The organism is Paraburkholderia sp. J69-1, from assembly GCF_905220255.1.
Taxonomy (GTDB): Bacteria; Pseudomonadota; Gammaproteobacteria; order Burkholderiales; family Burkholderiaceae; genus Paraburkholderia.
In genome coordinates, this window is sequence record NZ_CAJMZG010000012.1 from 96,065 (window position 1) to 108,700 (window position 12,636).

Consider the following 12,636-nt stretch of genomic DNA (forward strand, 5'->3'; position numbering starts at 1 on the left):
TCGCGGCCACATCGTCACGGTAAATAAAGCTATGCGTAAAGGCGAACAGACACGAGCCGCCATTCTGGATGCAGCACTCGACCTCGCGAGCCGGGACGGACTGGAAGGTCTGACCATAGGCCTGCTGGCCGAGCGCATGCAGATGAGCAAGAGCGGTGTCTTCGCGCACTTCGGTTCGCGCGAAGACCTGCAGGTCGAGGTCGTGGGCGAGTACCACCGCAGATTCGAGGAAGAAGTCTTCTTTCCGAGCTTGCGCGAGCCACGCGGTTTGCCTCGTCTGCGTGCGATGCTGTCGCGGTGGTTCGAAAAGCGCATCCACGAAGTCACGACCGGCTGTATCTACATCAGCGGTGCGGTGGAGTACGACGACCGCGCCGACAGCCAGGTCCGCGAGAAGCTGGTCGCGAGCGTGACGATGTGGCGTGCGGCGCTGCTCAGAGCCATTGCGCAGGCGATTGAAGAAGGGCATCTGCGACGTGACACCGATCCCGCGCTGATGCTGTTCGAACTGTATAGCGTGACACTCGGTCTGCATCATGACGGCCGCTTCCTGCATCTGCCGGACGCTGTCGAGCATACGTGGGCCGCGTTTGAAAAACTGATTGTTTCGTATCAGAGCGTCAGCCAGTAGCCAACGCCGCGCACAGCGTCGCGGCGGTACGCGAAGGTCCGAAACTCCAAGCTCTACCAAGGGAGATAAAACATGGGACAGTACACCGCGCCGCTGCGCGACATGCAATTCGTGCTGCACGAGCTGCTGAACGTGGAAGGCGAAGTCAAGCAGATGCCGAAGCACGCCGACCTCGACGCCGACACCATCAACCAGGTGCTGGAAGAAGCTGGCAAGTTCTGCTCGGAAGTGCTGTTTCCGCTGAACCAGGTCGGTGACCGCGAAGGCTGCACGTACGCCGGTGACGGCGTCGTCACCACGCCGACGGGCTTCAAGCAGGCCTACAAGCAGTACGTCGAAGCCGGCTGGCCGGCACTGGGCTGCGATCCCGAATACGGCGGCCAGGGCCTGCCCGCATTCGTGAACAACGCGCTCTACGAAATGCTCAATTCGGCGAACCAGGCGTGGACCATGTACCCGGGTCTGTCGCACGGCGCCTACGAATGTCTGCACGCACACGGCACGCCGCAGCTGCAGCAGACCTATCTCCCGAAACTCGTCGAAGGCGTGTGGACGGGCACGATGTGCCTGACCGAGCCGCATTGCGGCACCGACCTCGGCATCCTGCGCACCAAGGCCGAGCCGAATAGCGACGGCTCCTACGCGATCTCCGGCACGAAGATCTTCATCTCGAGCGGTGAGCACGACATGGCGGAGAACATCATCCACCTCGTGCTCGCACGTTTGCCGGACGCGCCGCAAGGCACCAAGGGCATTTCGCTGTTCGTCGTGCCGAAGTTCATCCCCACGGATGCGGGCGCACCGGGCGAGCGCAACGGCATCAAGTGCGGCTCGATCGAGCACAAGATGGGCATTCACGGCAATTCGACCTGCGTGATGAATCTGGACAGCGCGAAGGGCTGGCTCGTCGGCGAGCCGAACAAGGGCTTGAACGCCATGTTCGTGATGATGAATGCGGCGCGCCTGGGCGTGGGCATGCAAGGTCTCGGTCTGACCGAAATCGCTTACCAGAACTCGCTGACCTACGCGAAAGAGCGTCTGCAGATGCGCGCGCTGACCGGCCCGAAGGCGCCCGAAAAGGCGGCCGATCCGATCATCGTGCATCCGGACGTGCGCCGCATGCTGCTCACGCAGAAGGCCTGGGCCGAAGGCGCGCGCGCTTTCACGTACTGGGCGGCGCTGCAGATCGACAAGGAACTGTCGCACGGCGACGAAGCCGAGCGTAAGGAAGCCGCCGATCTGGTCGCGCTGCTCACGCCGATCATCAAGGCGTTCCTGACCGATAACGCCTTCGACAGCACCAACCTCGGCATGCAGATCTACGGCGGCCACGGTTTCATCTCCGAGTGGGGCATGGAGCAGTACGTGCGCGACGCGCGTATCAACCAGATCTACGAAGGCACCAACACGATCCAGTCGCTGGACCTGCTGGGCCGCAAGGTGCTGGGCGACATGGGCGCGAAGCTCAAGAAGTTCGGCAAGCTGGTGACGGATTTCGTCGAAGCCGAAGGCATCAAGACGGAGATGCAGGAGTTCGTGAATCCGCTCGCCGATATCGGCGACAAGATGCAGAAGCTGACGATGGAAATCGGCATGAAGGCGATGCAGAACCCGGACGAAGTGGGCGCGGCCGCCGTGCCGTACCTGCGCACGGCGGGTCATCTCGTGTTCGCCTACTTCTGGGCGCGCATGGCGCGCATCGCGCTCGACAAGGAAAGCTCGGGCGATCCGTTCTACAAGTCGAAGCTGGCCACGGCGCGCTTCTACTTCGCCAAGCTGCTGCCGGAAACGGCGACCTCGATCCGCCAGGCACGCGCGGGTTCGAAGACGCTGATGGAAGTCGACGAAGCGCTGTTCTAAGCGCTTCGGTGGTGCGCTGCGCCTGCGGGCGCGCGCACCGCTCAATATCGCAGCACCGAATCTCTCAAGCGGCGCCCCGGTCAGAAAAACGACATGCCGGAAACGCGCCGCGACCCAATCCCGTTTTCGCTCGACATTGCATATCCGCTGGAGGAACAACGTGAGCAATCTCAATATTCGCAAGGTCGCCGTGCTCGGCGCCGGCGTGATGGGCGCGCAAATCGCCGCGCACCTGATCAACGCCCGCGTGCCCGTGCTCCTGTTCGATCTGCCCGCGAAGGAAGGCCCGAAAAACGCCATCGCGCTCAAGGCGATCGAAACGCTGAAGAAGCTCTCGCCCGCGCCGTTCGGCGTGAAGGACGACGCGCAGTACATCACGCCCGCGAACTACGAAGACGATATCGCGAAGCTGGCGGAATGCGACGTGGTGATCGAAGCGATCGCCGAGCGCATGGACTGGAAGCACGACCTCTACAAGAAGGTCGCGCCGCATATCGGTCCGAAGGCGATTTTCGCCTCCAATACCTCGGGTCTGTCGATCACGGAACTGTCGCAAGGTTTCGACGACAACCTCAAGGCACGCTTTTGCGGCGTGCACTTTTTCAATCCGCCGCGCTACATGCACCTGGTCGAGCTGATCCCGACCACGCACACGCAGCCCGAAATCCTCGACCAGCTCGAATCGTTCCTCACGAGCGTGGTCGGCAAGGGCGTGGTGCGCGCGAAGGATACGCCGAACTTCATCGCCAACCGCGTCGGCATTTTCTCGATCCTCGCGGTCATGACCGAAGCGAAGAAGTTCGGTCTGCGTTTCGACGAAGTCGACGATCTCACGGGCAGCCGTCTGGGCCGCGCGAAGTCGGCAACGTTCCGCACTGCTGACGTTGTCGGTCTGGACACGATGGCGCACGTCATCAAGACGATGCAGGACAACCTGAAGGACGATCCGTTCTTCCCGGTCTACGAGACGCCGGCCGTGCTGGCGGGGCTGGTCGCGAAGGGCGCGCTCGGCCAGAAGACCGGCGGCGGTTTCTATCGCAAGGAAGGTAAGGCGATCAAGGTGCTCGACGGCAACACCGGCGAGTACGTGGACGGCGGCGCGAAGGCCGACGAACTGGTAGGCCGCATTCTCAAGCGCCCGCCCGCAGAACGTCTGAAGCTGCTGCGCGAATCGCAGCATCCGCAGGCGCAGTTCCTGTGGTCGATTTTCCGCGACGTGTTCCATTACATCGGCGTGCATCTGCAATCGATCGCCGATAACGCGCGCGATGTCGATCTGGCAATCCGCTGGGGCTTCGGCTGGAACGAAGGTCCGTTCGAAGGCTGGCAGGCGGCTGGCTGGAAGCAGGTCGCCGAGTGGGTCAAGGAAGACATCGACGCGGGCAAGACGCTGTCGGGCGCACCGCTGCCCGCATGGGTGTTCGAAGGCCCGGTCGCTGCGAATGGCGGCGTGCATGGCGCCGAAGGTTCGTGGTCGCCGGCTGAAGCGCGCTTCGTGCCGCGCTCGAATCTGGCGGTCTACGAGCGTCAGGTGTTCCGCGCGGCGCTGTTCGGCGAATCGGGCGCGCGCGATCCGAAGACCTTCGGCAAGACGCTGTTCGAGAACGAGCATCTGCGCGCGTGGGTCGACGACCGTGCGGGCGAGGACGATGTCGTCATCGTCTCGTACAAGAGCAAGATGAACACGATGGGCCCGGGCGTGCTCGATTCGCTGTCGAAAGCGATCGACATCGCCGAAGACGGTTACAAGGGCGTGGTGATCTGGCAACCGACGTCGCTGAAGCTCGGCGCGCCGGGCGGCCCGTTCTCGGCGGGCGCGAACCTCGAAGAAGCCATGCCGGCGTTCATGATGGGCGGCGCCAAGGGCATCGAGCCGTTCGTGAAGAAGTTCCAGGACACGATGATGCGCGTGAAGTACGCGAACGTGCCGGTCGTGGCGGCCGTGTCGGGCATTGCGCTCGGCGGCGGTTGCGAAATCATGCTGCACAGCGCGAAGCGCGTCGCGCACATCGAAAGCTATGTCGGTCTGGTGGAAGTGGGCGTGGGCCTCGTGCCGGCGGGCGGCGGTCTGAAGGAAGCCGCGCTGCGTGCCGCCGACGCGGCCGCGCAGATCGGCGCCGTGCCCAGCGACCTGCTGCGTTTCCTGCAGAAGTCGTTCGAAAACGCGGCGATGGCCAAGGTCTCCGGTTCGGCGATCGAAGCGCGCACGATGGGTTATCTGAAGCCCTCGGACACGATCGTCTTCAACGTGTTCGAACTGCTCGACACGGCGAAGAAGGAAGCGCGTGCGCTTTCCGCTGCCGGCTATCGTGCGCCGCTGCGTGCGAAGCAGATTCCGGTCGCGGGCCGCTCGGCGATCTCGACCATCAAGGCGTCGCTCGTCAACATGCGCGACGGCCGCTTTATCAGCGACCACGATTACCTGATCGCGGGCCGCATCGCGGAAGCGGTGTGCGGCGGCGACGTCGAAGCGGGCAGCCTGGTCGACGAAGAATGGCTGCTCACGCTGGAGCGCCGCGCTTTCGTCGATCTGCTCGGCACGCAAAAGACGCAGGAACGCATCATGGGCATGCTGCAAACCGGCAAGCCGGTGCGCAACTAAGCGGCACGACGCATACCAGATACTGGAGTCAAAGATGAGCAAACAGTTGCAGGACGCATACATCGTCGCCGCGAGCCGCACGCCCATCGGCAAGGCGCCGCGTGGCGTGTTCAAGAACACCCGCCCGGACGAACTGCTGGTTCACGCGATCAAGTCGGCCGTGGCGCAGGTGCCCGGCCTCGACACGAGCGTGATCGAAGACGCGATCGTCGGTTGCGCGATTCCCGAAGCCGAGCAAGGCCTGAACGTGGCGCGTATCGGCGCGCTGCTCGCGGGTCTGCCGCAGAGCGTGGGCGGCGTGACCGTCAACCGCTTCTGCGCCTCGGGTCTGTCGGCGCTGGCCATGGCCGCCGACCGCATCCGCGTGGGCGAGTCGGATGCGATGATCGCCGCCGGCTGCGAATCGATGAGCATGGTGCCGATGATGGGCAACAAGCCGTCGCTCTCGCCGCATATCTTCGATCGCAGCGAAGACGTGGGCATCGCTTACGGCATGGGCCTGACCGCCGAGAAGGTTGCCGAGCGCTGGAAGATCAGCCGCGAAGCGCAGGACGCGTTTTCGGTGGAATCGCACCGCCGCGCGCTGGCCGCGCAGCAGGCCGGCGAGTTCAAGGACGAAATCTCGCCGTACACGCTCGTCGAGCGTTTCCCCGATCTCGCCACCGGCGAAGTGAAGGTGAAGGAGCGTCTGATCGAGCTGGACGAAGGCCCGCGTGCGGATACCACGCTCGAAGGCCTCGCGAAGCTGCGCGCCGTGTTCGCCAACAAGGGTTCGGTCACGGCCGGTAACAGCTCGCAGACGTCGGATGGCGCGGGCGCGCTGATCGTCGTTTCGGAAAAGATGCTCAAGCAGTTCAACCTCACGCCGCTCGCGCGTTTCGTGAGCTTCGCGGTGCGCGGCGTGCCGCCGGAAATCATGGGCATCGGTCCGAAGGAAGCGATTCCGGCTGCGCTGAAGGCGGCGGGTCTGAAACAGGACGACCTCGACTGGATCGAACTGAACGAGGCGTTTGCTGCGCAGTCGCTGGCGGTGATCCAGGATCTGGGCCTCGATCCGTCGAAGATCAACCCGCTGGGCGGCGCGATCGCGCTGGGTCACCCGCTGGGCGCGACGGGCGCGATTCGTGCGTCGACGGTCGTGCACGGCCTGCGCCGCCGCAACTACAAGTACGGCATGGTGACGATGTGCGTCGGCACCGGCATGGGCGCGGCGGGCATCATCGAGCGGCTGTAACGCGTTCCGCTTGCTAACGCATGGCACGATCGACACGGTTCGCAGGCTTCACGGTCTGCGAGCCGTTTTTCATATTCGGCGGAAACTTGACCGTCGAGACGAGGAGACTCGCTGATGAGTAACGAAATCCTGAGCGCACGCGAAAACGGCGTGCTGACGATCACCATCAACCGTCCCGAGCGCAAGAACGCGCTCACGCCCGCGATGTATCAGGCGATGTCCGATGCGCTTGCCTCGGCGCAGGAAGACGGCAGTGTGCGCGCCGTACTGCTGCGCGGTCACCCCGAGATTTTCACGGCCGGCAACGACATCGAAGACTTCCTGAAGAACCCGCCCACCGGCGCGGATTCGCCCGTGATGCAGTTTCTGCACAACATCGCCACGTTCGAGAAGCCGCTGGTCGCGGCGGTGGTGGGCGCGGCTGTCGGCGTGGGCACGACGATGCTGCTGCACTGCGATCTGGTCTATGCCGCCGACACGGCGCGTTTCGCGATGCCGTTCGCGCAACTGGGCCTGTGCCCGGAAGCGGCTTCGTCGCTGCTGCTGCCGCGTATCGCGGGTTATCAGGGCGCGGCGGAAAAGCTGCTGCTCGGCGAGACCTTCGATGCAGCGGAAGCGCACCGCATGGGCTTCGTGAATCGCGTGGTGGCCGCTGCCGAACTGGAGGCGTTCGTCGCCGCGCAACTGGCGAAGCTGGTGGCGCTGCCGGCGTCGTCGCTGCGCGCGACCAAGTCGCTGATGAAGCGCGCAAGCGAGCACGAGATCAAGACGCAGATGAGCGAGGAATCCGTGCACTTCGGCAAGATGCTGCTCTCGCCCGAAGCGCGCGAGGCGTTCACGGCCTTCCTGCAGAAGCGCAAGCCGGATTTCCGGCAGTTCGATTGACCGCGATCAGGCGGCGCCGTTAGCCGTGTCGTAATCGACGAAACCGGACTCGCGGCAGAAGCTCACCAGCCGTAGTCCGGCGCGTTTCGCGATGGTGACGGCAAGCGAGGAGGGCGCCGAGATCGTCGCGACCATCGGCATGCCCACGCGCGCGGCCTTGCGCACCAGCTCGTAGCTCGCGCGGCTGGAGAGGAAGACGAAGCCCTGCTGCGTGTCGGCGCGCTCGATCACCAGCTGGCCGATGAGTTTGTCGAGCGCGTTGTGGCGGCCCACATCCTCGAAGGCGCGCAGGATCTGGCCATCGGCATCGCACCAGGCGGCGGCGTGCAGGCCGCCGGTGAGTTTCGTGAGCGCCTGATGCTGCGGCAGTTCGCGCGCGGCGCGGGCGATGGCGTCGGGCGCGAGACGCGCGAGAAAGCCGGTGTCGGGCACGATTTCGGGTTCGAGATCGAGCAGATCGATGCTCTCGATGCCGCACACGCCGCAGCCGCTGCGTCCGGCCAGCGCCCGGCGTTTTTCCTTCAGTTCGACGAAAGCCTGCTGCACGACCGTGAGATGCACTTCGGCGTGCGGGATGTCCGCTTCGGCGTGCCAGAACACTTCGATATCCTGGATGTCGGCGTTACGCCCGACGATGCCTTCCGAGATCGCGAAACCCACCGCGAACGCTTCCAGATCGCGCGGCGTGCACATCATCACCGCGTGCGAGATGCCGTTGAAAACCAGCGCGACGGGCCATTCCTGGCCGACGTGATCGCCGCGCGTATCGATCTGGTCGCCGCGATGCCGGTGCACGCGCAACTCGACGGCGCCGGGCTGGCCTTCGCTTTCCAGCGGGTTGTGGAGGGCGGGAGCCGAGGGGGAATGCTGGGAATGCGGGGAATTCAAGCGGGGTACTCCATCGATGCCTGTACTGTGCGCGGGGCGCAGTCCCCGGCGCGGAAGGTTCTAAAATACCTCAAGCGGGCCTCTTTCGCTCAACCCGGCCCGCTTCGCGAGGATCAACGCCATGGCATTAGCCGAAGCTCCGCTGCTGTTCCAGTACGAGGTTGTCTCGTCCGAGGACCTCACCTTCATTCCCATGTGCGTGCGCTTCAATCTGGATCGCTTCGGGCTGCGCATTTCGCTCGCGCAGTGGCAGTTGCTGCCATACGAGGATCGGCGTCTGCTGGCGCGCTTTCCCGTCGATGAAGACGCCGAAATCGAGCCGAATTTCGATCACGCGCTCTTCGAGATGCTGCGCACCCACGCCAACGTCGAGCCCGAATGGTTCTCGCCCGATGAAGCGCCCGCCTGGCGCGACATCGGCACGGTGCCGAACGGTATCGGCAATCAGGCGACGCTCGCGAATCTGCAGGCGCCGGACATCGAGGACTGGGCGCAGCTCGCGCCGTTCCAGCGCTATGTGCTGGCCAAGCTCTCGCGCAAGCCCGAGGCCAATCACGATTTCATTCCGGCGATGCGCGAATTCGGGCTGGCGGTTCCGCGCTGAATCGCGCCGCGCGCGTGGTGCATCGCGTTGTGACCCGGTCGTGGCGCGGTCGTACGCCAGCCGTACATTAGAGCGCGCACCCTAAATCTGCGGTGTGCGCACGAAAATCCGCCGATCAGCCCTCAAGCCTTGCCGAGGAATGCCGTTATCCGGTAGGGCGCAACGCGCGCCAGCGCTCTTGCGCGCAGGTCGTTAGCAGTCATCCTATGCCCGCCGTACGGCGACGAACGACGTTCCGGCATTCATGAACCTTCATTTTTCGAAGCGGCACCTCATCAACCTCGCGGTGGTGGTGGCTGCCGTCGGCGCAAACGCTTTCGTGGCATGGACCCAGATCGGCAGCCAACGCGAACTCGACCAGCGCGCCTCGCAGGCCGCGCGCGTGCGCCACGATCTGGACCACTTCCGTGACGTTCTCGGCGCGGGGCTGACGGCCTTGGGCCGCTTCAGCGCCGATGGCACCGTCGAGTCGATCGACGAGCGCGATGCCCGCGCCGCCGAACTCGACGATACCGTGCAGGCCGTCCACGCCGAGCTGTCGGGCGACCCGGCAATGACACGCCGCTTCGACACCGTGGCGACCGAGGCGATGCTGCTCGCAGGCGAGATCGACGAGACGCTCGAGCGCGCCCAGCAGCGCGCCGCCGATGCGAAGGTGCAGGCGAGTGCGGCGGCTTCGGCCGAGGCTGCCGTTCAGGCGAGCGCCCCGGCGGTTGCGGCGGCTTCTGCGCCCGCGGGGGCATCGCAGCCTGTCGCGGCGCATGGCGCGCCCGCGCGCGATTCGCAGCTCGGCAAATTCACCAGAATCGCGGCGCATCTGGGCGCGAGCAAGACGCACGCGCACACGACGGCCAGGACGCATCTGCACGATTTGTCGGCGCCGTACTCGGTGGCTTCGGCGGCTTCGGGGGCGCAACAGACGCCCAGAAGTCTCGCCGAGCCGTATGCGAACGCCAGCGCCGTTGCAGCGCCGCAAGTCGCCGCGAATAGCCTCGCGCAGCCTTACTCGCAAGGGCCGGGTGCGGGCGCGCCGAATCTGGCCGCCCTTTACGCCGATCCTTCGAAGACCGTGACTGCGGCGGCGGGCTCGCTCGCCGAGCCCTACGCCGCTGCGCCGACGCTCGCCGCCGCGGCTCCTGGCGCATCGCCGAACGCATCGACGCCCAACGCCTCGACCCCGCAACCGGCCAACGGCGCGATCGCCGGCACCTCCGCCTGGATCGCCCAGCAATACATTCGGCTGGACACGCGCGTCGATCGCGTCGATGCCCGGATTTCCGCGCTGCAAGGCGAACAGGATCTGGCGCTGGCTGGCGCGCTGGCCGAATCGACGCGTGCGGGCAGCCGCGCCTCGATCCTGCTGATCGTGACGATGCTCGCAGGTGCCACGCTGCTGATCTACACCTTCGGGGCGCGCGAGAACGCCGCACGCGAGAAGCTGCGCGCGCTCGCCGGCATGCGCACGCGCAACGAGCGCTTCCAGGGCCTGTTCGACGCCCATCCGGTGCCGATGTACGTGTTCGACCGCGACACGCTGCGCTTTCTCGCCGTCAACGCGGCGGCGATCCAGCAATACGGCTACAGCGAGGAAGAGTTCCTCGACATGACGATCCGCGAGATCCGTCCGGGAGAGGATGTTTCGCGGCTCGAACAGCATCTCGCGCGCTCGGACACGCTCACGCAGAACGTGCGCACGATGGCCGGCATCTGGCATCACACGCGCCGCGACGGCACGGTCCTCAGCGCCGATATCTCGCACCACGCGCTCACCTTCATGGGCCGCGCCGCCGTGTTCGTGCTCGCCGACGACGTCACCGAGCAGATTCAGGCCGAAGTCGAGGCGCAGCGCTCGAACCAGATGCTCGAAACGGTGATCGACAACATTCCGCAGCGCATTTTCTGGAAGGACGCGCAGTCGCGTTATCTGGGCTGCAACATGACCTTCGCGCGCGACGCGGGTCTGGCGTATCCCGAGCAGATCGTCGGCCGCACCGACGACGATCTGCCGTGGCGCGCCTACGCGAACACCATGCGCGAGCAGGACCGCGAAGTGATCCAGAGCGGCCTGCCGCGCCTGAACTTCGAAGAAGACATGTCGGTCGACGGGCTGCACCGTACGACCATCACGAGCAAACTGCCGCTGCTCGACGGCGATGGCCGCGTGATGGGCGTGCTCGGCACCTATTCCGATACCACCGAAAGCAAGCGCGCCGATCTCGCGCTGCGCCTGCAAAGCCGCGCGCTCGACGCCTGCGTGAACGCGATTCTGATTACCGGGCCGGGACCGGGCGGCAGCAATCTGATCGAGTACGCGAATCCGGCGTTCCGCCGCATCACGGGCTACGATCCCGCCGATGTGATCGGCCTCGATTGCCGCCTGCTGCAACGCGACGACCGCGATCAGGACGGGCTGGTGGCGATTCGCCAGGCGCTGATCGGCAACCGCGAGGTGAGCGCCGTGCTGCGTAACTATCGCAAGGACGGCGCGCTGTTCTGGAACCAGTTGCTGATCGCGCCGGTGCCCGATCTCGACGGGCGCATCACGCATCACATCGGCATCATCAACGACGTGACCGAGCTGATCCGCTATCAGGAGCAACTCGAGTATCAGGCGAACTACGACAGCCTCACGCTGCTGCCCAACCGCAATCTGCTGCGCGACCGTCTGCAGCAGGCGCTGGTCGCGGCGCAGCGCCACGAGCGCGGCGTGGCCGTGGTGTTCATCGACCTCGACGGCTTCAAGAACGTCAACGACAGCCTCGGCCATAGCGTGGGCGACCGCCTGCTGGGCGTGGTCGCCGAGCGTCTGACGCGCTGCACGCGCACGAGCGACACGGTCGCGCGCCACGGCGGCGACGAATTCGTGATCGTGCTGACCGACACCATCGACGAAAAATCGCTGATCGGCTGGATGGAGCGCGCGCGCCAGATGATTTCGGAGCCGGTGATGCTCGACGGCACCGAGCTTTACGTGGGTTGCAGTCTGGGCGCGAGCGTGTATCCGCAGGACGGCAACGACGCCGAAACGCTGCTCAAGAAAGCCGATGTGGCGATGTATCGCGCCAAGGAACTCGGCCGCAACACCTTCCAGTTCTATCAGCCGGAGATGAACGCCGCCGCGGGCGCGCGCATGAATCTGGAGCGGCGTCTGCGCCGCGCGCTGCGCGACAGCGAATTCCTGCTGCACTATCAGCCGCAGGTGGAGATCGAGAGCGGACGGATCGTCGGTATGGAGGCGCTGGTGCGCTGGCACGACCCGGAAGTAGGCCTCGTGTCGCCGGCGCAGTTCATTCCGGTCGCCGAGGAAAGCGGGCTGATCGGGCCGCTGTCCGACTGGGTGCTGCGCGAGGCGTGCCGCCAGAATCGGGCGTGGCAGGACGCCGGGTTGCCGCCGGTGCGGGTGTCGGTGAATTTGTCGGCCAAGACTTTCCATCAGCGCGATATTTCGCAGCAGGTCAGCGACGTGCTGCAGGAGACCGGGCTGGAGCCGTGCTGGCTCGAAGTCGAACTCACCGAAAGCACGCTGATGCGCAACACCGAGGAAGCGGTGTCGATGCTCAATGCGCTGCACGAACAGGGCGTGGGCATTGCCATCGACGACTTCGGCACGGGCTATTCGAGCCTGAGCTATCTGAAGCGCCTGCCGGTGGACCGGCTCAAGATCGACCGCTCGTTCGTGGCCGATATCGGCACCAGCACCGACGACGAAACCATCACGGCGGCCATCATCGCGCTGGCGCACGAACTGCGTCTGCAGGTGATCGCGGAAGGCGTGGAGACGTCGCAGCAGTTCGCGTTCTTGCGCGAGCGCGCGTGCGACGAGTTGCAGGGCTACTTCTTCGCGCCGCCGTTGCCGGGGCCGGAGATTGCCGCGCTGCTGTCGGCGAGCGCGGCCTACGAAGAGGGCGCGGGGCTCGCCTGGAGCAACTGAG

At 65.2% G+C, this 12,636-nt stretch carries 8 protein-coding genes; 7 read left to right on the top strand and 1 reads right to left on the bottom strand.

The window, feature by feature from the left end; genetic code table 11:
* The first annotated feature begins 31 nt into the window (after window positions 1–31).
* The 5 genes from U5A67_RS22435 to U5A67_RS22455 all read left to right on the top strand — a co-directional run bounded on the left by U5A67_RS22435 (window position 32) and on the right by U5A67_RS22455 (window position 7,212).
* Window positions 32–631, top strand: coding sequence for a TetR/AcrR family transcriptional regulator (locus tag U5A67_RS22435; RefSeq protein WP_205983383.1), 600 nt, complete (start codon window positions 32–34; stop codon window positions 629–631).
* Window positions 632–703: 72 nt separating this feature from the next.
* Window positions 704–2,491, top strand: coding sequence for an acyl-CoA dehydrogenase C-terminal domain-containing protein (locus U5A67_RS22440; RefSeq protein WP_321816216.1), 1,788 nt, complete (start codon window positions 704–706; stop codon window positions 2,489–2,491).
* Between the two features lie 160 nt (window positions 2,492–2,651).
* Window positions 2,652–5,093, top strand: coding sequence for a 3-hydroxyacyl-CoA dehydrogenase/enoyl-CoA hydratase family protein (locus U5A67_RS22445; RefSeq protein WP_205983381.1), 2,442 nt, complete (start codon window positions 2,652–2,654; stop codon window positions 5,091–5,093).
* A 34-nt stretch (window positions 5,094–5,127) separates the two neighbouring features.
* Window positions 5,128–6,327 (top strand): acetyl-CoA C-acyltransferase, encoded by a 1,200-nt coding sequence (locus U5A67_RS22450; protein WP_205983380.1) that lies wholly within the window; start codon window positions 5,128–5,130, stop codon window positions 6,325–6,327.
* A 114-nt stretch (window positions 6,328–6,441) separates the two neighbouring features.
* Window positions 6,442–7,212, top strand: a complete 771-nt coding sequence (locus U5A67_RS22455; RefSeq protein WP_321816217.1) for an enoyl-CoA hydratase — start codon at window positions 6,442–6,444, stop codon at window positions 7,210–7,212.
* Between the two features lie 6 nt (window positions 7,213–7,218).
* Here the strand turns inward: U5A67_RS22455 and fdhD are convergent, their stop codons facing one another.
* On the bottom strand, window positions 7,219–8,046 hold the full coding sequence (gene fdhD, locus U5A67_RS22460) for a formate dehydrogenase accessory sulfurtransferase FdhD (RefSeq protein WP_415767907.1): 828 nt from the start codon (window positions 8,044–8,046) through the stop codon (window positions 7,219–7,221).
* Window positions 8,047–8,221: 175 nt separating this feature from the next.
* Here fdhD and U5A67_RS22465 point away from each other — a divergent pair, with 175 nt between their 5' ends.
* Window positions 8,222–8,704 (top strand): nitrate reductase associated protein, encoded by a 483-nt coding sequence (locus U5A67_RS22465; protein WP_205983377.1) that lies wholly within the window; start codon window positions 8,222–8,224, stop codon window positions 8,702–8,704.
* A gap of 244 nt (window positions 8,705–8,948) precedes the next feature.
* On the top strand, window positions 8,949–12,635 hold the full coding sequence (locus U5A67_RS22470; RefSeq protein ID WP_321816219.1) for an EAL domain-containing protein: 3,687 nt from the start codon (window positions 8,949–8,951) through the stop codon (window positions 12,633–12,635).
* The last annotated feature ends 1 nt before the right edge of the window (window position 12,636 follow it).

Excerpts from the sequence above, each read along its gene's own strand:
- U5A67_RS22440 (WP_321816216.1), top strand. The coding sequence starts at position 704 with ATGGGACAGTACACCGCGCCGCTGCGCGACATGCAATTCGTGCTGCAC.
- U5A67_RS22435 (WP_205983383.1), top strand. The coding sequence starts at position 32 with ATGCGTAAAGGCGAACAGACACGAGCCGCCATTCTGGATGCAGCACTC.
- U5A67_RS22470 (WP_321816219.1), top strand. The coding sequence starts at position 8,949 with ATGAACCTTCATTTTTCGAAGCGGCACCTCATCAACCTCGCGGTGGTG.
- U5A67_RS22455 (WP_321816217.1), top strand. The coding sequence starts at position 6,442 with ATGAGTAACGAAATCCTGAGCGCACGCGAAAACGGCGTGCTGACGATC.
- U5A67_RS22450 (WP_205983380.1), top strand. The coding sequence starts at position 5,128 with ATGAGCAAACAGTTGCAGGACGCATACATCGTCGCCGCGAGCCGCACG.
- U5A67_RS22465 (WP_205983377.1), top strand. The coding sequence starts at position 8,222 with ATGGCATTAGCCGAAGCTCCGCTGCTGTTCCAGTACGAGGTTGTCTCG.